The sequence below is a fragment of the Bacillus sp. ISL-41 genome (genome assembly GCF_018613235.1).
GTDB lineage: Bacteria > Bacillota > Bacilli > Bacillales > Cytobacillaceae > Mesobacillus.
In genome coordinates, this window is the sequence record NZ_JAGGQP010000019.1 from 72,597 (window position 1) to 92,731 (window position 20,135).

Consider the following 20,135-nt stretch of genomic DNA (forward strand, 5'->3'; position numbering starts at 1 on the left):
AACACATTTATAGTGTTACGGTTATATAACGTTATATAAATAAAATTTTATGTATGACAGGGGGCGGAATCTTGATTCTACATGAAATTGAAACGAGCAGTCGTGAGTCCATCGAAGAGATTCAACTTCAAAGACTCAAGACAGTAGTGGAGAAAGTTGCTCAAAGGGTACCGTTTTATAAGAAGAAATTTGAGGATGCGAGTTTTACGCCTGATAAGCTAAATAGTCTGGAAGATTTGGAAGCGCTTCCTTTCACAGAAAAACAGGATCTGCGGGATCACTATCCATTCGGGATGTTCGCTGTTCCGCAAAGTGAATTGGTCAGGGTGCACGCCTCATCAGGTACGAGCGGGAAGCCGACGGTGGTAGGCTATACACAAAATGATATCGAAATGTGGGGAGAGATTGTTGCCAGGGCGATTGCTCTTGGTGGCGGGGAACCAGGGAGTTTCCTCCATAATGCTTATGGCTATGGCCTTTTTACCGGCGGGTTGGGGCTGCATTACGGAAGTGAACAGCTGGGGATGGTCACTGTACCGGTTTCTGGCGGCAACACCCAGAGACAAATCATGTTGATTGAAGATTTTAAACCTCAGGTCATTTGCGGGACACCTTCTTACATTCTGAATATTGCTGAAACGATGGAGGAAATGGGCATGGACCCACGCGAAACTTCATTGAAATACGGTATTTTCGGGGCTGAGCCTTGGTCAGAAGAAATGAGGAGAACCCTTGAAGAAAAGCTGGGAATCAAGGCGTGTGATATTTACGGGCTGAGTGAAGTGATCGGGCCTGGTGTCGCAAGTGAATGCCATGAAGCACAGGATGGATTGCATGTTGCCGAAGATCATTTTTTAGTTGAGGTAATTGACCCTGAAACATTAAAGCCTGTTTCTGATGGGGAAGAAGGGGAACTGGTATTCACAAGCCTTACGAAGGAAGCCTTTCCGGTCATCCGCTATCGTACCGGGGATATTGCTTCCCTGACGAAGGAAAAATGCAGCTGCGGACGGACGACAGTAAGAATGTCTCGAGTCAAAGGGCGAATCGATGACATGCTGATCATCAATGGTGTAAATGTTTTTCCGTCACAGATTGAACATTGCCTGCTGACAGTACCTGAACTTGCCCCGCATTACCAGATTCAGATTTTACAAAAGCGTACGTTAAAAGTTCTTGAGCTGCATGTTGAGATGAATGAGGAATATTTCACAGTGATCGGGGCGGATCCGATTTCGGATTTGGTTTATCAGCTGGAGCAAAGGATTCAGTCATTGCTCAGGAGCCAGTGCCTGATTTCGATGGAGGTGCGTGTGCATCGCCCGAAAACTATCCCGCGCTCTGAAGGGAAGGCAGTGCGAATACTTGATAAAACCAAGGAAGCGATTGGAACTTAAAATCTAAGGAGGTAAGGCAGCATGGAAAACACAATTTCATTCGATCTAATGAGCGAAGAAGCGAAATATGAGCACTTCATGAGCCGGATCGAAGCGGGCGATAAAATCGAAGCAGACGACTGGATGCCGGATGACTATCGAATGACACTGATCAAGCTTATTTCAATGCACGGCATCAGTGAAATAATGGGGGCGCTCCCGGAAAAGGAATGGGTCCCAAAAGCTCCATCTTTGAAAAGAAAGCTGGGGATCATGGCCAAGGTGCAGGATGAAATGGGACACGGACAACTGCTGTTAAGAGTGGCCGAAGATTTGATGAAGCCGCTTGGAAAATCACGCGAGAACATCATTCAGGATTTGCTATCAGGCGACTTGAAATTCCACAATGTCTTCCATATGGAAGCAAAAACCTGGGGGGATGCCGGATTGATTGGCTGGCTTGTCGATGGTGCAGCGATTATATCCCAGACGAATATGCTTGATGCTTCGTATGGTCCTTACGCAAGAGCGTTAAAGCGAATCTGCGCCGAAGAGGTTTTCCACGCCCAGCATGGCGAGGCGATCATCATGGCGCTTGCAGAAGGAACTGACGAGCAAAAAGCGATGATCCAGGATTCATTAGACCGCTGGTGGGAAGCACTTCTTATGTTCTTCGGTCCTGCAGATGCGTCTACTACTGGAACTTCCAAACAGGACACAACCATCAAATACAGGATCAGAACGAAAACAAACGAGGAGCTTCGCCAGGACTTTTTCACAAAATATATTCCAAGGGTCCTGTCGCTTGGTTTAAAGCTGCCAGATGAAACGATGCATTTTGACCAGGAGTCAGGCATGTGGCAATACAAGCAGCCGGACTGGAGTAAGTTTAAGCAAATCATTAAGAATAATGGACCCAAATCAAAGGATCGTTTAAGGCTTAGGGAAATTTCCTATAGCAACAACAAATGGGTCATCGACGCATTAAGTGCTAAAGCATAAGCCGCCAGCTAATGAAGAATTAGCCCGGGAATTCCACAGGAAAGGAGAGAGATCATGTCTGGGAATGGATTTTATCAGGAGTTTGAAGTCTTCAGCAAAAGGACGGCCACTTCGCCTATGCAGTACCAGTTCTCATTGCTGGCTCCGAACCACGAACTGGCTCTTGTGATGGCTCAGGAAAATTTCATGAGGCGTGAACCGGTTGTCGATATTTGGGTCGTCAAGCGGGATGATATCAGAAGGATGTCGCTTGAAGAGCGCCAAACATTGCAAAGGCTTGATAACAAAGATTACAGGAATACGAAAGGCTACGGTTATTTGAAAAAGAAATGGCGCCACTACGAGCAGGAAATGCTTGATGAGAAGGAGATCTTGTCATGGGGAGGGAAGCAGGAGAAATGAAATATGAACTTGAAGATGCGTTGAAAAATAAAGCCCTTCGCGACGCTGCAGTTGAACTCCTGTTCCAGCTTGCTGATGATGATTTCATTATTGCCTACCGGGGTTCCGAGTGGCTGGGACTTGCTCCCCATATTGAAGAGGACGTCGCTTTCTCTTCAGTCAGCCAGGATACAATGGGCCATGCGGCGATGTTTTATCAGCTTCTTAGCGCCCTTGGAGCCGGTGATCCTGACCAGCTTGCCCACAGCAGGCCGGCAGCAGAACGAAAAAATGCGATTTTACTAGAAAAAGTGAACGGCCCAGGTACGTATTTGACAGAGCCGCATTATGACTGGGCATTTGCTGTAGTGAGGAACTATTTTTACGCCCAGGCCAAAAAAGTGAAAATTGAATCACTGAAGAATTCATCCTACCAGCCATTGGCGGAAGCAGCAGTAAAAATTAATATGGAACTTTACTACCATCTGCTGCACTGGAAAACGTGGTTCTCACAGCTTGTGAGTGCCGGCGGAGAAGCGAGGACAAGAATGGAAGCCGCGATCGAGAAGGTTTTTGATGAACTTGAAGGATTGTTCTCCATGGGAAGCCAGGCCGAAGAATTCACAAAGCACAATTTGATAGATTCAGAGGAAGCTTTGAGAACGAAATGGATGCAAATGATGTCACCTGTTTTTGAATCCCTTAACCTGGAGATGCCAGATCAATTCAGGATGAAGAGTGGAAATGGGCGAAATGGCGAGCATACCGCTGACTTGCAGACTGCTCTAGATACATTGGGTGAGGTCTATAAATCCGATCCGGCAGCAAGCTGGTGATGAAGAATGATAAGAGATAAAATCATCGAAGCTTTGCAAACTGTGAAGGATCCTGAGATTGACAGTGTTTCGATTATAGAACTGGGTATGCTCGAGGAAGTCGAAATCACATCAAATGATGTTTTGTTAAAACTATTGCCTACCTTCATGGGCTGTCCGGCACTAGATATCATCAAAAACAATGTGATCAAAGCTGTATCAGCTCTTGATGAAGTTGAACAGGTAGAGGTTAAATTCATTTTCAGCCCGCCATGGACATCCAATCGGGTCACAGAGCTGGGCAGGGAAAAGCTGAAGGAATTCGGCATCGCGCCTCCGCCCAGGCATATTGCAGAAACGGGTGAGTGGCAGGCTGATTGTCCTTACTGTGGATCCACCTATACAACAATGGAAAACCTCTTTGGTCCGACTGCATGCCGCAGTATTTTGTACTGCAAATCGTGCAAAAACCCATTCGAGGCAATGAAACCTGTATCAACTTTGATGTGACGCCAAAGTCGAAAAAAGATTCTTAGGTGTCATATCAATTGATTAATAGCTTCAAGAAACAACGCATATATTCTATCTGGTCTATAAAACTTTATTTAAAGAAAAGGGAGAGATTTATAATGGTAAAACTAATCGCGATTTACAAGCATCCACAGGACAAAGAGGCATTTGACAAGCACTATTTTGAAACGCATGCTCCACTGACTGCAAAGATTCCTGGCCTTCGCAAAATGGAAGTAACAAGAATCGTCGGTAGCCCAATGGGTGGGGAAGGCAAATATTATCTAATGTGTGAAATGTACTATGACGATCATGAAGCATTAAAAGCTGGGATGAAATCTGCTGAAGGCAAAGCTTCTGGAAAGGATGTTATGAGCTTTGCGGGTGATCTGGTCACGATGATGATCGGTGAAGAAGTGAATGAATAAAAACTATGAAATGATTGAAACGACTGTTAAAGGCCAAATCGGATTGATTGAACTTAATCGCCCGAAGGTCCTGAATGCCTTGAACAGGCAAATGGTTTCTGAGGTACTTTCGGCAATGGAGGCATATGACGAGGATGCTGACATTAAGGTGATTGTCCTCGCTGGCAAGGGAAGGGCATTTGCTGCAGGTGCAGATATCGATGAAATGATGGACGCTGACGCGATCTCGATGGAAACGTTGAACCAGTTCACTGACTGGGACCGGCTTGCCTGGATCAAGAAGCCTGTCATTGGGGCAGTCCATGGTTTCGCACTTGGCGGTGCATTTGAACTGGCGCTATGCTGTGACATGCTGTTCGCCGCAGAAAATACGGAATTCGGATTCCCTGAAGTCAATCTTGGCGTCATGCCGGGAGCAGGCGGGACGCAAAGGCTTACAAAACTCGTCGGAAAAACAAAAGCAATGGAATGGATCCTCAGCGGCAAGCGTATCTCTGCCAAGGAAGCGTTGCACTATGGAATCATCAATTCTACCTTTGCTGAAGAAGTACTGATGGAAGAAACGCTCAAATTCGCCGATACAATCGCAAAGCAGGCTCCAATTGCCGTAAGACTGATTAAAGAGTCGGTGCTGAAAGCGGTCGACTATCCTTTATATGAGGGAATGCAATATGAGCGCAAAAACTTTTACATGCTTTTTGCGACAGAAGATCAAAAGGAAGGTATGAGGGCTTTCAAGGATAAGCGGAAGCCAGATTTTAAAGGGAAATAAGGGGGGTACATAGCTGTGTTTGAAACCGTTTTATACGAAGTACGGAATCAGGTAGCCTACATTACCCTGAACCGTCCTGATAAATTGAATGCCTTCACAGAGCAATTGAACAAGGAAATCCAGAGTGCAATCAAGTCCGCTTCACGGGATAAAGATGTTAGGGCGCTGGTTCTCACTGGAGCAGGGCGGGCGTTTTGTTCAGGAGAGGATTTGGCAGGTGTTTCAGATGAAATGGACCATGGCGAAGTGCTTCGTAAACGCTATAATCCAATGCTTTTGGAACTTGGCCGCTGTGAAAAACCGGTCATCGCCGCCGTTAATGGGGTGGCGGCAGGAGCTGGAATGAGCTTAGCGCTTGCCTGCGATTTCCGGATTGCCTCTGAAAAAGCTAGTTTCGTAGAAGCCTTTATCCATGTCGGCCTTGTTCCAGATGCGGGTAATCTATATTATCTTCCACGTCTTATCGGCCACTCGAAAGCAATGGAGCTTGCTGTATTTGGGGAAAAAATTCCGGCAGACAAGGCAAAGGATCTGGGGCTGGTTACGGAAGTCTACTCATTTGATAACTGGAACGATAATGTCGCTGCATTTGCAGAAAGACTTGCCAATATGCCTACTAAGGCAATCGGCCTGATCAAAAGGAACTTGAAGGCAAGCTGGCATTCAAGCTTTGAGGACTATCTGGAAAGAGATGCCCAGAGCCAGCGGATTGCCGGTCAGACCGCCGACCATCAAGAAGGCGTCCAGGCGTTCATGGAAAAAAGAAAACCAGTCTTCAAGGGTGAATAAATCAATCAATCTACTAAAAGGAGATGTTACGCGTGACAACAGTAAAAGAGCAAAAATTCGAAGCAATGGCAGTAAAACGCGAGACATATCAGCTAATCATCAATGGAGTTCGCCAGGACAGTGTAAATGGTGAAACGTACAAAGTCTACAATCCGGCGACTGGCGAGGAAGTTGCAACTGTGGCTAAGGCTTCAAAAGAAGACGCTGAGCTAGCGGTACAGGCCGCAAGAAATGCCTTCGATTTTGGAAAGTGGCGTCATTTCCCTGTAAACAAGCGCTCCCGCACATTGAATAAGATCGCTTCAATTATGCGCTCCCGTTTCAATGAGCTGGTAGAGTTGGAGATTCTTGATACAGGTAAATCACTGGCTGCAGCTCAGGGACAGGTGATGCAGGCAATCGAGGATTTCGAGTTTTACGCAGGTGCGATTGTCAGCCACCGCGGTGCCGTGAACAGCATGCCTGGCGCATTCCAAAATATTACCGAGAAAGAGCCTGTCGGCGTTTGTGCCCAGATCATTCCTTGGAACTATCCAATGATGATGGCGGCTTGGAAGATTGCTCCCGCGATTGCAGTCGGATGCTCGGTTGTCGTGAAGCCAGCATCACTAACACCATTATCAGCGGTCGTTCTCGGTGAAATCTGTATCGAAGCAGGTGTACCTGAAGGCGTTGTGAACGTCATTCCTGGATCTGGTTCAGTAGTGGGGAACTATCTGGTCGAGCACGATAAAGTCGACAAAGTAGCCTTTACAGGTTCAACGCCAATCGGCAAGGATATCATGGCAAGAGCTTCCCAAACCCTAAAGCGTGTGACTCTTGAACTTGGCGGAAAGTCACCGAGCATCGTTTTTGAAGATGCGGATATCGATGCTGCAGTAGCGGGCTCTTTATTCGGAATCTTCTACAATACAGGCCAATCATGCGAAGCACGTTCTCGTTTGTATGTCCATGAGGATGTATATGATGAATTCATGGAAAAATTCGTGGCAAAAACAAAGCAGCTTAAGCTTGGAAATCCATTTGAAAAAGAAACTCATGTCGGCGCAGTCATCAGTCAGGACCAAATGGATGTCATTGATGGATATGTAAAATCTGCAGTTGCAGACGGAGCTGAAATTTTAGCAGGAGGAAAAGCTGCAAATCTCGAAGGCTATGAAAATGGCTACTGGTATGAGCCTACCATCATTGCTGAAACGAATCACAGCATGAAGGCTGTAAAAGAAGAAATTTTCGGGCCGGTTGTTGTCGTCATGAAGTTCAAGGATGAAAAAGAAGCTGTCAAACTCGCGAATGACAGTGAATATGGACTTGGATCGGCCATCTGGACGAAGGATTACGGCCGTGCGACAAGGGTGTCAAAACAGATCCAGGCGGGGATCGTCATGATCAACTGCCCGTTCTCTGCATTCCCGGGCACACCATTCGGCGGCTATAAGCAATCCGGATTCGGCCGCGAACTGAGCATCGAAACACTTGATTTATATACAGAAACAAAGAGTATCGTCTCTTATTACGGCAGCCGCCCGCTAAATCCGTTTAACGTCTAATCATGAGGCGAGCACTCTACGACCTGGGTGCTCGCCTTTCAGATTTTGTGAACAGGAGGAATATATAATGAAGAAACTCGTCGTAATCGGTTCGGGTGTCATGGGAAGAGGAATTGCCTATGTCAGCAGCCTGGGCGGTTTTAATACTGTCCTGATTGATGTTGATGAAAAACAGCTTCTTAACGCCGAACAAGAAATCAACAGCATTTTTGATAAGGGGATTGCCAGAGGGAAAATCGCGCTAGAAGACGCAGAGTCCGCTAAAGCAAGGCTGAAATATTCGAATTTCCTTGCTGATAATGTGAAGGATGCTGATCTGGTCATCGAAGCCGTGCCTGAAAAAATAGATATCAAGAAAACGATTTTCGAAGTGATTGACCAGCATGCACCTGAACATTGCCTGTTTGCGTCCAATACATCGACAATGAGCCCTACAGAAATTGCCTCTTTTACGAAGCGTCCTGAGAAGGTCATTGCGATGCATTTCTTCAATCCGGTCCACAAAATGCCGCTTGTAGAAATTATCCGGGGTCTCGAAACGAGCGATGAAACAGCTGAAGCAATCCAGAAAGCGGCCATCCAGATGGGCAAAGAAACTGTCATCACCAACGAATTTCCTGGTTTCGTGACAAGCCGGATCAGCGCGTTAGTCGGCAACGAAGCCTTTTACATGCTGCAGGAAGGGTTGGGCAGCCCGGAGGATATCGATAAGGCAATTAAGCTGGGGCTGAATTATCCGATGGGGCCATTCGAGTTGGGTGATCTTGTTGGGCTGGATACACGCTTGAACAATTTAAAATACCTTCATGAGAAGCTCGGTGAAAAATACCGCCCGGCACCATTGCTTGAACAATACGTTAAAGCTGGCCGTCTTGGCAGGAAGACTGGACGCGGTGTGTACGACTATCAAGAATCTGTGACGACGAAGTAGAGGAGGATGGCGATGAGAGAAGTTGTGATTGTTGATGCAGTAAGAACACCGATTGGAAGGTACAACGGAAGCCTCCGTCATATCCGCCCGGATGATTTAGGGGCAATTGTTATCAAGGCGCTGGTCGATCGTAATCCAGATGTGCCTGCAGCTGAAATTGAAGAAGTAGTTTTTGGGAATGCCAACCAGGCAGGCGAAGACAATCGCAACGTTGCAAGGATGTCAGGGCTATTGGCTGGACTCCCTGTCGAGGTTGCCGGGACAACCATCAACCGATTGTGCGGTTCAGGCCTGGATGCTGTCAACTATGCGGCCAGAGCAATTTTGGCTGGTGAAGGCGATATTTTCATAGCAGGCGGAACGGAAAGCATGACAAGGGCGCCATTCGTGATGGCAAAGCCTGAAAAAGAATTCCCACGCGGCAATATGGAGATGTTTGATACGACAATCGGATGGCGTTTCGTAAACACCAAGCTGAAGGAAATGTACGGAACGGACAGCATGCCGGAGACAGCAGAGAACGTGGCGAAAAAGTATAGCATTTCCAGGGAAGCCCAGGACGAATTTGCAGCAGAAAGCCAGCTTCGCGCACAAAAAGCGATGGAAGCCGGGCGATTTGAAAACGAAATCGTTCCTGTTGTTTACGAAGATAAAAAAGGGAACAAGACTATCATTGACTCTGATGAACATCCAAGGCCAGGTACAACGGTTGAAAAACTGGCAAAGCTAAAGCCTTTATTCAAGGATGGGACGGTAACGGCAGGCAATGCTTCTGGAGTGAATGACGGTGCGTCTGCGCTGCTTGTGATGAGCCGAGAGAAAGCTGATGAGCTTGGACTGAAGCCACTGGCAAGATATATTGTATCAGCAACAGCGGGATTGGAGCCTTCCATCATGGGAATGGGCCCTGTTTATGCAGTTCAAAAGGCTCTTAAACGGGCAAATCTGTCTGTTGGAGATATGGACTTGATTGAGTTGAACGAGGCGTTTGCTGCCCAATCCCTCGGCTGCATCCAGGAGCTGGGGCTGGACCATTCCAGGGTCAATGTAAACGGCGGGGCCATTGCGTTCGGCCATCCGCTCGGTGCAAGCGGTGCCCGTATTTTGACAACCCTTATATATGAAATGAAAAAGCGGGATTCCACGTATGGACTTGCGACGATGTGCGTCGGTGTAGGTCAGGGAATCGCGACGATTATCGAGAAAATAGGAGAGAGATAATGAACTACATTAAATTCCAGAAAGAGCAGCATATCGCATATGTGACGATTGACCGTCCGGAATCGCTGAACTGTTTCAATTTTGAAACGCTCCAGGAGCTGGGCGATTTAGTAGACAGACTTCACACTGATACAGACGTCAGAGTAGTAATTTTTACCGGAGCAGGGGAGAAAGCCTTCAGCGCCGGTGCCGACTTGAAAGAAAGGAAGCATCTTACTGAGGAAGAAGTTCGCCGTAATGTGAAAAAGATCCGCGATGTTTTCAGCGCGATTGCCGAGCTGCCGCAGCCGACGATTGCCGCTGTGAACGGCTTTGCTTTTGGCGGAGGTTTCGAACTGATGCTAGCATGTGACTTTAAGATTGCTGCAGACAGTGCCTTGATGGGCATGACAGAGGTAAGCTGGGGCATTATTCCTGGCGCAGGCGGTACACAGCGTCTGTCAAGGCTGATCGGTGAAATGAAGGCGAAGGAATTGATTTTGACAGCAAGAAAGATTTCGGCTGAAAAAGCTTATGAACTGGGAATTCTTACATCGGTAGAATCAAAAGAAGAAGTCATGACAGCCTGCAAGGAGCTTGCTGAGGAAATCCTCCAGAATGCGCCGATTGCAGTAATACAGGCGAAGTATGCCATCCACCATGGCAGCAGCACAGATTTGCAGACAGGTCTGGCAATTGAATCCAAAGCTTATGAAGTAACCATTCCAACAAAGGATCGAGTGGAAGCGTTAAATGCCTTCAGCGAAAAACGTAAGCCTGTTTTTACGGCACAGTAATCCATAGGGAGAAATCCCTATGGTTTTTCGCTTTTAAAGCAAAAAGTTTTTGCAAAATAATGATAATACTGTAAAATATTCTATAACGGTTTTAATACGTATAACAAAAACGGATGAGGATGACATAAGCTTGAATACAAGATCAATGATTTTCACTTTATACGGTGACTATATCTCACACTACGGAAGCAAGATTTGGATTGGCAGCCTGATTCGGCTTCTGAATGAGTTTGGCCACAACGATCAGTCAGTAAGAGCGGCGATTTCCCGTATGAACAAGCAGGGTTGGGTCCAGGCTGAGAAAATTGGGAACAAGAGCTATTATTCATTGACTCCACGCGGCCAAAAAAGGATTGATGAGGCGGGTAAGCGTATTTTCAAATTGAAGCCCGAGGAATGGGACGGCAAGTGGAGAATCCTCATGTACACGATTCCTGAAGAAATCCGCAATGTCAGGGACGAGCTGCGCAAAGAACTGATCTGGAGCGGATTTGGATCGATGTCGAACAGCTTTTGGATTTCCGCCAATAATCTCGAGAGACAAGTCAAGGACTTGATCGAGAAATATGAAATCGAACAATATGTCGATTTCTTTGTTGCAGAATACAAAGGGCCACATGAAAATCAGCGCCTTGTTGAAAAAAGCTGGGACCTTAAGGAAATTAACGCAAAATACCAGGAATTCATCAGTGAGTACAGCCAGAAATACATCATAGATAAAAATAAGATCCAAAAAGGCAGCATGTCTGACGCTGAATGCTTTGTGGAGCGCACAAAGCTAGTCCATGAATACAGGAAGTTCCTCTTCTTTGACCCGGGCCTTCCTGAAGAACTATTGCCTGAAAAATGGCTCGGAAGCCACGCATCCGCATTATTCAGCGAATATTATAAGGAACTGGCAGAACCAGCATCCCGCTTTTTTGAGTCAGTCTTCAAAGAAGGAAATGAAATTAAGCATAAAGACGTGGACTATAATGTAATGGACCACCCTTATATTCTTGAATGACAATGTCTATGAATATGTAAAAGCTGGCCAGGGAAGAACCTGTGCCAGCTACTTTTTAAATGGATTTGTCTTCTCTAAGCCCTTTAATAACTGAGATGCACATGAGTACAATCAGAAGTGCAAATGGAAGGGCAGTAGTAATGGAAGCTGCCTGGAGTGATTTTAAACCTCCGCTGATTAATAGCACGGCTGCTGTGCCGGAAATGATAAACCCCCAAATCAATTTGACATATTTCTTGGGGTTAAGAGTTCCTCGTGATGACAAAATACTTAACACATAGGTGGCAGAGTCTGCAGATGTAATAAAAAAGATAGTGATAAGCAACAGCCCGGCAATGCTAAGAACCTTCCCGAACGGCAGATTTTCAAGCATGATAAACAGGGCTGTTTCTACGTTTTCTTTTGCCGGTTTGACTAGGTCCAGTCCCTCGTAAATTTGCATGTGAAGAGCTGTACCCCCAAACACAATAAACCACAGGCCGCCCATCAATGCAGGAACAAACAAGACCCCGAGCACGAATTCACGGATTGTCCGCCCTCTGGAAACTCTGGCAATGAACGTGCCTACAAATGGTGCCCAGGAAATTCCCCAAGCCCAATAAAAAATTGTCCAATCCCCTCTCCAGGATGAGTCCTTAAAAGGACTGAGCCCAAGGCTGAGCTGAAAATAGTTCCCTATATAGCTGCCAAAAGAGGTTATTGCACTCTCAAGCAAAAAGACAGTAGGTCCAGCGAACAATACAAACAGGAATAATAGGCTTGCTATTCCAAGATTGATATTGCTTAATATTCGAATCCCTTTATTGACTCCGGAAAGGGCCGAAATCATGAAGAGAACGGTAACAACTGCGATGACAATCAATTGGGACATGGAACTGTTCGGAAATCCCAAAACCTTGCCCAATCCCCCGGATACCTGCATGGCACTGAGACCAAAAGTAGTCGCTACTCCAATGGCAGTAGCGATGATGGATACGATATTAATGGATTTTCCTAAAAATCCATTTACTTTTTCGCCCAGCAACGGGTAAAACGCATGACTGATCAGGCTTGCTTTATTTTTGCGGAATTTGAAATAAGCAATTGTCAATCCAACGAGACCATAACCAGCCCAGGGCTGGAGACCCCAGTGGAATACACTGTATTTCAGTGCTGATTCAGCTGCTTCAGTGCTCCTTGCTTCAACCCCGGGTGCCGGGTCGGCGTAATGCTGAAGGGGCTCTGCCACACCCCAAAATACTAGTCCTACTCCCATTCCCCCGGCAAATAATAGGCCGAGCCATGTAAAGTAAGAATACTTAGGTTCATCCTCATCCTTGCCCAGTTTAATATTCCGATAAGGACTGAACGCAAGATACAGCATGAAAAAGACAAAAAAAGTAGTTGCTGCCATGTAAAACCAGCTGAAATAGCTGATTGTCCAATTCAGCGCTTTATTGGCGCTGCTGCTAAGATTTTCGGGAGCAACTACTCCCCATAAAACAAAACCAAGTACAAAGGCTGCAGATATATATAATGTGATCCCTGGTTGTTTTTTTTGTGAAATAATATCCCTCCTTATCATAATTTCAAGAAAAAGCCCTATAAAATATCTACCCTATCAAACGAGGGGAAATCATGGTCAGTTTTATTTACTGAATTAAGAAAATTATCTTGTAAGGAATTAGCGGAGATAAGAAGCAGCTATGAGAATTTGGTATAATCGTGGGGAATACCGTAGTAAGCAGGAGGTACCTATGAAAGTACGCGAAAGAGGAATTATAGTTGGCAGAATGTCCCCAGGGACCAATAACTGTATAACTGATGTACATGGTGTAATGGTCGGCCATGTAACATTGGATTATCCACTGGATGACAAAGGTGAGGAGTTTGCCTGTACGGGTGTGACGGCAATCTTGCCGCATGGAGGGAATTTGTTCGAAGAAAAAGTTACTGCCGCCAGCTATGTCCTAAACGGCTTTGGGAAGACGACGGGGCTCATCCAGGTGAATGAACTCGGAACAATCGAGTCACCCATTATGCTGACAAATACCTTTGGAGTGCCGGCTGTCACCCAGGGGACTCTGGAGTACATGCTTGCCCAAAGTGAAGAGATTGGCGAAACGACAGGCACCATTAATATAGTCGTCGGTGAATGCAATGATAGCTATTTAAACTCGATTCGCCTTTTTCCGGTAAAACCTGAACATGCCATACAAGCAATTAAGAAAGCTTCAGCAAGTCCGGCAGAAGAAGGTGCCGTCGGAGCAGGAAAAGGTATGGTTTGCTTCGGCCATAAAGGTGGCATTGGAACAGCATCGCGAGTTGTAAAAAATGCCGACACTTATACCGTTGGCTGTCTGGTGCTCAGCAATTTTGGCAAAAAAGAAGAGTTCATGGCTAAGAAATATGGCATTCACTCAATAAAATCAGGACTAACCGAAACGGCAGACGGTTCCATCATGATCATTCTTGCAACTAATTCCCCGTTAAGTGATCGCCAGCTGTTGCGCCTGGCAAAGAGATGTGGAATTGGCCTGGGCCGGACCGGCAGTCATTACAGTCATGGAAGCGGCGATATCGTGATTGCTTTTTCAACTGCCAATAAAGCAATGCACGATTCAGACGAAGGCATTCTATCAAGCAGCCAGATCAGGGATGACCATCCATTAATGAACGAGCTATTCACGGCTGCGGCAGAAGCAACAGAAGAAGCCATCCTGAATTCCTTATCACAGGCTGAAACGACTAAAGGGAGAAAAGGCAGAGTTGTTGAGGCTTACCCTTTTTTGTAGGCAATATTAGGAGAAATGTGATAAGTTAAGAAAAACATAACCTGGAAGGAGAGGTACATATGCGAGACAAAGAAACTTTGAAGCAGGAGATTCTTGATGCTTTTCATTTTAGGCATGCCACAAAGGAATTTGATCCAAGCAAAAAGATTCCAGAGGAAGACTTCCGTTTTATCCTGGAGACCGGCCAGTTATCTCCAAGTTCTTTTGGTTTTGAACCGTGGCGCCTCCTTGTCGTACAGAGTGAGGAGCTTCGCGAAAAAGTTAAGAATACTGCCTGGGGAGCGTATGGCAAGCTTCCGGAAGCAAGTCATTTTGTGATTATCCTCGCGAGGACTAAAATCGATACTAAATATGATTCTGAATATCTTCAGGATCATTTTAGAAACAAGAAAAAGATGCCTGAGGAATTCATGGCGAATTACCTCAAGCGAATTGAGGAATTCCAGAAGTCTGATTTTAAATTGCTCGACGGAGACCGCCCGCTATTTGATTGGGCGTGCAGGCAAACCTATATCGTCCTTGCCAATATGATGACAGCAGCAGCGCAAATCGGCATTGACTCATGTCCAATTGAAGGCTTCAATTTTGAAAAAATGAACAAACTTCTTGAAGATGAGGGATTGCTGGAAGGTGGCCATTTCGGAATTTCCGTTATGTGTGCGTTCGGCTATCGTGTAAAAGAACCCAACCCGAAGACAAGAAGACCATTGGATGACATCGTAAAATGGGTATAATAAAAGAGTAACAAAGAGCCAGGCATCTGCCTGGCTCTTGTCATTTAGGTAATATCCTTTAAAGTTTCTCGGTATTCCTTTCCCTTTTGAACATATGTATCGATCGATAGTTGAATCAGCTCCAGATCTTTATCGCCAATCTCCCTGATGACTTTCCCGGGTGATCCGACAACAAGAGACCGCGGCGGTATTTTTTTGCCTGCAGGTATCAAAGTATTGGCCCCGATGATGCATTCTTCCCCGATTTCTGCTCCATCAAGGATGGTCGAGCCCATTCCGATAATGCATCGTTTCTTGATAGTGCACCCATGAAGGATGGCATTGTGGCCGACCGTGACTTCATCATCAATGACAAGTGGCGAGCCCTCATAAAGATGGCATGTGACATTATCCTGGATGCTGCAGCTGTCGCCTATAGTGATTGTATCTTCATCCCCGCGCAAAACTGCATTGAACCACACACTGGAATTCTTGCCGATTTTCACGTCACCGATGATGAAACTGCCGGGTGCCTGGAAAACTGTTTCATCAACGAACGGTTTTTTATCTGAATAACTTAGAATCAATGAAAAATCCCCCTTTTTCAATTGTCATAATTTTAGAACTAGTATAACATTAATTTAACGAAGGGGGAATTTTTGTGAATGGAATTACTTCTGTTCTGGGCATAAAATATCCAATCATCCAGGGTGGAATGGGGAACATCAGCAATGCCATTCTGACAGCTGCTGTTTCAGAAGCCGGCGGCCTTGGAACAATAGGTGCCGGTACGATGTCAGCTGAAGAAGTGGAACAAATTATTCTTGAAACGAAATTGAGGACATCGAAGCCTTTTTCAGTGAATGTGGCCTTGAGTGTTTCTCCGAATGTGGTGGAAATCTTGCGCCTGGCTGTCAAACATAAAGTGCAGGCAGTAACATTATCAGCAGGGAATCCTGCACCTTTCATTCCTAAGCTGAAAGAGGCTGGAATCAAGATCATTACCGTCGTCGCATCTGTAAAGCAAGCAAAGAAGGCGGAAGCTGCTGGAGCTGATATTTTAGTAGCTGAGGGATATGAAGCAGCGGGTATTAACTCGAACCTCGAAACAACGACTTTGGCATTGATTCCTCAGATTGCTGACCAGGTGAACATACCAGTTGTTGCAGCGGGAGGAATCGGGGACGGCAAGGGCCTTGCTGCCATGCTTGCACTTGGAGCGAGCGGAGTCCAGATGGGAACAAGGTTCATCGCTACAAAGGAAGCTCCATTCCATGAAAACTACAAGCAGAAGCTCTTGCAGGCAAGTGATCATGAAACAGTCATAGTCGGCAGGTCCGTCGGAAGAATTCGCAGGCTGCTGAATACTTCTTATGCAGGGAAACTGCTGGAGGCAGAAAAACAGGGTCTTACTCCAGAAGAATTTGCCGAGCTGACAACTGAGGAAATACATAAAAAAGGTGCATTGGAAGGAAGCGAAGAAAACGGGTTCATGAATGGAGGCCAGGTGTCTGGACTGGTATCTGATATCCCGTCAGTAGAGGAATTATTGGATCGAATGGTAAAGGAAGCAAAAGATCGATTAAAGGTTGCAGAACTCTTACTATAATTTTAACTAGTGTGCTCAATCTAGGAGCACACTTTTTTTATGTTTTTCTGTAAAAAATGTTTTTTTATTTGATCTCCATACCAGGAACCTTTAATATGTTAAGCCTAAAAAAAGCCTATAAAACAAGTGTTTATCAATCGCTTTCGTGCTTAAAAGCGAAAAAGTTAAATTATTTTTAAAAAACATCTTGATAGTTTATTAAAGTGATGGTTTAATAATTAAATATCATAACATACTAAATTTTCGGAATTTTATTGACTTTAATTAAAATCTGGTGTTAATATAACGTTATATTTACGGTGCCTATAGTGGATATCATACTTTTTGGAATCGCTTTCAAAAAATCACATCCAGATTCTTGTCTAAATTTTCAAATGGACATCCACTGCCTCAAGTTTTGAATGGACATCCAGACCTTTGCCTAACGTTTTCAAATTTGGTGCGTTCCGGCTGCTTTCAAGTTTAAGACTACATAGTTTACTGCCGGTTAAAAAATATTCAAGGGGGATTTTTATGAAAAAATCAGTAAAAGCTATTTCTCTTGTTCTGGCCAGTGCCTTGTTTATGGCTGGCTGCGGAGGAAATGAAGCATCAAATGGATCTTCAGACAAAGATCAGTACAAAATTGGCCTGACCCAATTCGCAGAGCATCCTTCTCTTGATGCCGCAACCGAGGGCTTTAAAAAGGCTCTTGAGGACAAAGGGTTCAAAGAAGGAGACAATGTAACATATGACTTCCAGAACGCGCAGGCAGACATGAATAACACGGCAAGTATTGCGAATAATTTTGTCGGTGATAAAGTCGACCTCATCTTCGCTAATGCTACACCAAGTGCCGTTGCAGCACTTAATGCGACAAAGGATATTCCGATCATCTTCACCTCGGTGACAGATCCGGTCGGGGCAGGGCTTGTTGAAGCATTCGATAAACCGGGCGACAATGTCACTGGTACGACCGATAACCATCCGGATGCTACCAAAAAGACAATTGACTTCATGACGAATGAAATAGGCGCCAAGAAAATCGGCGTCATCTATAACGCTGGCGAGCAGAACTCTGAAGTCCAGCTAAAGGAAGTCAAGAAGCTTGCGAAAGCAAATGGAGCGAAGGTTGTTGAAGCCTCTATCTCTACATCAGCTGAAGTTAAGCAAGCTGCAGAATCTCTTGTCGGACGTGTTGATGCTATCTACGTCCCTACGGATAATACGGTCGTATCTGCACTTGAATCTGTTATTTCTGTAGCTAATGGCAAAAAGATCCCGTTATTCGTTGGTGAGCTTGATTCCATGAAGCGCGGCGCCGTTGCAGCCAGCGGTTTCAATTACTATGACATTGGTTACCAGTCAGGCTTGATGGCTGCTGAAATTCTATCTGGTAATAAGAAAGCTTCTGAGATTCCTGTTGAACTTCCAAAATCATTAACACTGACAATCAACAAAAAAGCTGCTGAAGAGCAGGGTGTTGAAGTTAAGGAAGAATGGGGAGACGACGCAGAGTTTTACGAAGAATAAGAGAAAGGATGATTCAACTTGTTTACTTCAATATTTGGAGCATTTGAGTCCGGCATCATCTATGCCATCATGGCTCTGGGTGTATACTTATCCTTTCGGGTACTTGATTTTCCGGATTTGACGGTTGACGGCAGCTTCGTAACTGGAGCTGCAGTCGCCGCCATCATGATTGTGAATGGTGCAAACCCATTTGCTGCTACAATGGTAGCCATGGTTGCCGGATTCATCGCTGGGTGCTTAACAGGCATCATCCATACAGTCGGAAAGGTGAATGCACTTCTGTCGGGTATCCTGTTGATGATTGCCTTGTATTCTATCAATTTAAGAATCATGGGTAAATCGAATGTCCCTCTGTTGAACACGGATACTGCCATGACAGCGGTAAGGGACTTTTTCGATAAGACGGGAATTGACGGATTCTTTAATGGCATCCTGACAGCAGTCGGACTTGGAGACAGTCTTCCAAGAACGTGGGGAATCCTACTTTTCATGATTGTCGTGACGCTGTCGATTAAATTCCTTACTGATGCATTCCTTAAGACAGAACTTGGACTTGCAATCCGGGCAACCGGCGATAACAAGAGAATGATCCGCAGTTTCTCTTCCAATACCAACCTGATGATCATCCTTGGCCTTGGCCTGTCGAATGCGATGGTAGCTTTTTCTGGCGCATTGATTGCGCAGCAGGGTGGTTTCGCGGACGTTGGTATGGGGATCGGGATGATTATTATCGGTCTTGCGTCTGTCATCATCGGTGAGGCTTTGTTCGGTACAAAATCGATTGCTAGAACAACACTTGCGGTCATTGGCGGGGCGATCATTTATCGAATCGTTGTCACACTTGCACTAAGGGTAGAGTTCCTTGAGCCGGGCGACATGAAGCTGATCACGGCGATTATCGTAATATTGGCACTGACTGCTCCGAAAATGATAGAAAGCTATAAAGAGAAAAAACGGAAGGTAAAAAGGCAGCTTGAGCACATGCAGATGGCAGCTATTCCTTCTGAAGGAAAGGGTGAGGCTGGTGCTGCACTTAAATCAGATTCATAGAGTCTTCAATGAAGGTACTCCAGATGAAAAGATCGCCCTGGACAATATTAATCTCACCCTGGAAAAGGGAGACTTTGTCACAGTCATCGGCAGCAACGGAGCCGGAAAATCCACTTTAATGAATGTGATCTCTGGTGTAATGGTTCCAGATCATGGTCAGGTGGAACTGGACGGTAAGGATGTAACTTACATGAGCGAATATAATCGGTCAAAATTGATTGGCCGTGTATTCCAGGATCCAATGGCTGGCACTGCTCCGAGCATGACGATTGAAGAAAACCTTGCCATTGCATATTCGAGGAATAAACGCAGGACTTTGGGACGCGGAGTAACAAAAAAACGCCGGGAACTCTTTAAGGAAGTGCTTGAGTCACTTCACCTGGGACTAGAGAACCGCTTGAATGCCAAGGTAGGGATGTTATCCGGCGGTGAACGCCAGGCTTTGTCTCTTCTGATGGCAACATTTACAGAGCCTTCGATACTATTATTGGATGAACACACTGCGGCATTGGATCCTTCTCGTGCAGAGCTGATAACAAACCTTACAAATGAAATCGTCGATAAATACCATCTCACTACATTAATGGTCACGCATAACATGCAGCAGGCTCTCGACCTAGGCAACAGGCTGATCATGATGGATAAAGGCCAGATCATCCTCGAGGTAAACGAAGAACAAAAAGCAAAGCTGACAATCGAAGACTTGCTAAACGAATTCCAGCGGATCCGCGGAACAAAGATGGCAAGCGATCGAGCGTTATTAGGCTAGACAAAAAACAACCAGCTACTGGAGCTGGTTGTTTTTATTTTGATAGCTAAATATTATATCAAAATTATTTTTAAGAAAATACCAAAATTTCTTACAATTTATTGACCATTTATTTAACGGAATGTTATGATAACGTTAAATAAACGTTATA

21 protein-coding genes are annotated in these 20,135 nt (G+C 45.4%); 19 read left to right on the plus strand and 2 right to left on the minus strand.

The annotated features are described in order from the left end of the window. The first annotated feature begins 71 nt into the window (after nucleotides 1–71). From J7I80_RS09010 to paaX, 13 genes are all read left to right on the plus strand, one after another. Nucleotides 72–1,397, plus strand: coding sequence for a phenylacetate--CoA ligase family protein (locus tag J7I80_RS09010; RefSeq protein WP_214737707.1), 1,326 nt, complete (start codon nucleotides 72–74; stop codon nucleotides 1,395–1,397). Nucleotides 1,398–1,418: 21 nt separating this feature from the next. Then, nucleotides 1,419–2,378: a 1,2-phenylacetyl-CoA epoxidase subunit PaaA gene (gene paaA / locus J7I80_RS09015; RefSeq protein ID WP_214737709.1), complete on the plus strand. Its 960-nt coding sequence runs from the start codon at nucleotides 1,419–1,421 to the stop codon at nucleotides 2,376–2,378. Between the two features lie 54 nt (nucleotides 2,379–2,432). Then, nucleotides 2,433–2,780: a 1,2-phenylacetyl-CoA epoxidase subunit PaaB gene (gene paaB / locus J7I80_RS09020; RefSeq protein WP_214737710.1), complete on the plus strand. Its 348-nt coding sequence runs from the start codon at nucleotides 2,433–2,435 to the stop codon at nucleotides 2,778–2,780. Continuing rightward, nucleotides 2,777–3,595 (plus strand): 1,2-phenylacetyl-CoA epoxidase subunit PaaC, encoded by an 819-nt coding sequence (paaC, locus tag J7I80_RS09025; RefSeq protein WP_214737977.1) that lies wholly within the window; start codon nucleotides 2,777–2,779, stop codon nucleotides 3,593–3,595. The genes paaB and paaC overlap by 4 nt, the downstream gene beginning before the upstream one ends. Nucleotides 3,596–3,601: 6 nt before the next feature. Continuing rightward, nucleotides 3,602–4,084, plus strand: a complete 483-nt coding sequence (paaD, locus tag J7I80_RS09030; protein ID WP_214737712.1) for a 1,2-phenylacetyl-CoA epoxidase subunit PaaD — start codon at nucleotides 3,602–3,604, stop codon at nucleotides 4,082–4,084. A 119-nt stretch (nucleotides 4,085–4,203) separates the two neighbouring features. Continuing rightward, the gene (locus J7I80_RS09035; RefSeq protein WP_041966625.1) at nucleotides 4,204–4,512 is read left to right on the plus strand and encodes an EthD family reductase; all 309 of its coding nucleotides are present in this window, start codon (nucleotides 4,204–4,206) and stop codon (nucleotides 4,510–4,512) included. After that, nucleotides 4,505–5,284 carry an enoyl-CoA hydratase-related protein gene (locus J7I80_RS09040; RefSeq protein ID WP_214737714.1) on the plus strand — a complete coding sequence of 260 codons (780 nt, stop codon included), beginning with the start codon at nucleotides 4,505–4,507 and terminating at the stop codon, nucleotides 5,282–5,284. Before J7I80_RS09035 ends, J7I80_RS09040 begins: the two co-directional genes overlap by 8 nt. Nucleotides 5,285–5,299: 15 nt before the next feature. Next, entirely contained in the window at nucleotides 5,300–6,073 is a 774-nt protein-coding gene (locus J7I80_RS09045; RefSeq protein ID WP_214737716.1) for an enoyl-CoA hydratase-related protein, read from the plus strand. A gap of 32 nt (nucleotides 6,074–6,105) precedes the next feature. Next, complete coding sequence (locus J7I80_RS09050; RefSeq protein WP_214737718.1) at nucleotides 6,106–7,623, plus strand: aldehyde dehydrogenase family protein; 1,518 nt, start codon at nucleotides 6,106–6,108, stop codon at nucleotides 7,621–7,623. Nucleotides 7,624–7,690: 67 nt separating this feature from the next. Next, a complete protein-coding gene (locus J7I80_RS09055; RefSeq protein ID WP_251027676.1) occupies nucleotides 7,691–8,554 on the plus strand; it encodes a 3-hydroxyacyl-CoA dehydrogenase in 864 nt (287 codons plus the stop codon). Nucleotides 8,555–8,566: 12 nt separating this feature from the next. Beyond that, nucleotides 8,567–9,775, plus strand: a complete 1,209-nt coding sequence (gene pcaF / locus J7I80_RS09060; protein WP_214737720.1) for a 3-oxoadipyl-CoA thiolase — start codon at nucleotides 8,567–8,569, stop codon at nucleotides 9,773–9,775. Beyond that, nucleotides 9,775–10,551: an enoyl-CoA hydratase-related protein gene (locus J7I80_RS09065; RefSeq protein ID WP_214737722.1), complete on the plus strand. Its 777-nt coding sequence runs from the start codon at nucleotides 9,775–9,777 to the stop codon at nucleotides 10,549–10,551. The genes pcaF and J7I80_RS09065 overlap by 1 nt, the downstream gene beginning before the upstream one ends. A 130-nt stretch (nucleotides 10,552–10,681) precedes the next feature. Continuing rightward, entirely contained in the window at nucleotides 10,682–11,557 is an 876-nt protein-coding gene (gene paaX, locus J7I80_RS09070; protein ID WP_214737724.1) for a phenylacetic acid degradation operon negative regulatory protein PaaX, read from the plus strand. Nucleotides 11,558–11,612: 55 nt separating this feature from the next. Here the strand turns inward: paaX and J7I80_RS09075 are convergent, their stop codons facing one another. After that, nucleotides 11,613–13,121, minus strand: a complete 1,509-nt coding sequence (locus J7I80_RS09075) for a BCCT family transporter (RefSeq protein ID WP_214737727.1) — start codon at nucleotides 13,119–13,121, stop codon at nucleotides 11,613–11,615. 172 nt (nucleotides 13,122–13,293) lie between these two features. Between J7I80_RS09075 and J7I80_RS09080 the strand changes: the two genes are divergently transcribed. Beyond that, nucleotides 13,294–14,331, plus strand: coding sequence for a DmpA family aminopeptidase (locus J7I80_RS09080; RefSeq protein ID WP_214737729.1), 1,038 nt, complete (start codon nucleotides 13,294–13,296; stop codon nucleotides 14,329–14,331). Nucleotides 14,332–14,390: 59 nt separating this feature from the next. Beyond that, nucleotides 14,391–15,065, plus strand: coding sequence for an NAD(P)H-dependent oxidoreductase (locus tag J7I80_RS09085; protein WP_214737731.1), 675 nt, complete (start codon nucleotides 14,391–14,393; stop codon nucleotides 15,063–15,065). A gap of 44 nt (nucleotides 15,066–15,109) precedes the next feature. On the opposite strand, the gene J7I80_RS09090 is transcribed toward J7I80_RS09085, so the two are convergent. Beyond that, on the minus strand, nucleotides 15,110–15,631 hold the full coding sequence (locus J7I80_RS09090) for a gamma carbonic anhydrase family protein (RefSeq protein WP_214737734.1): 522 nt from the start codon (nucleotides 15,629–15,631) through the stop codon (nucleotides 15,110–15,112). 74 nt (nucleotides 15,632–15,705) lie between these two features. Here J7I80_RS09090 and J7I80_RS09095 point away from each other — a divergent pair, with 74 nt between their 5' ends. From J7I80_RS09095 to J7I80_RS09110, 4 genes are all read left to right on the plus strand, one after another. Continuing rightward, complete coding sequence (locus tag J7I80_RS09095) at nucleotides 15,706–16,653, plus strand: NAD(P)H-dependent flavin oxidoreductase (RefSeq protein ID WP_214737736.1); 948 nt, start codon at nucleotides 15,706–15,708, stop codon at nucleotides 16,651–16,653. 513 nt (nucleotides 16,654–17,166) lie between these two features. After that, entirely contained in the window at nucleotides 17,167–18,165 is a 999-nt protein-coding gene (locus tag J7I80_RS09100) for an ABC transporter substrate-binding protein (protein ID WP_214737738.1), read from the plus strand. An 18-nt stretch (nucleotides 18,166–18,183) separates the two neighbouring features. Then, the gene (locus J7I80_RS09105; RefSeq protein WP_214737740.1) at nucleotides 18,184–19,215 is read left to right on the plus strand and encodes an ABC transporter permease; all 1,032 of its coding nucleotides are present in this window, start codon (nucleotides 18,184–18,186) and stop codon (nucleotides 19,213–19,215) included. Continuing rightward, on the plus strand, nucleotides 19,190–19,984 hold the full coding sequence (locus tag J7I80_RS09110) for an ABC transporter ATP-binding protein (RefSeq protein ID WP_214737742.1): 795 nt from the start codon (nucleotides 19,190–19,192) through the stop codon (nucleotides 19,982–19,984). The genes J7I80_RS09105 and J7I80_RS09110 overlap by 26 nt, the downstream gene beginning before the upstream one ends. Nucleotides 19,985–20,135 lie beyond the last annotated feature (151 nt).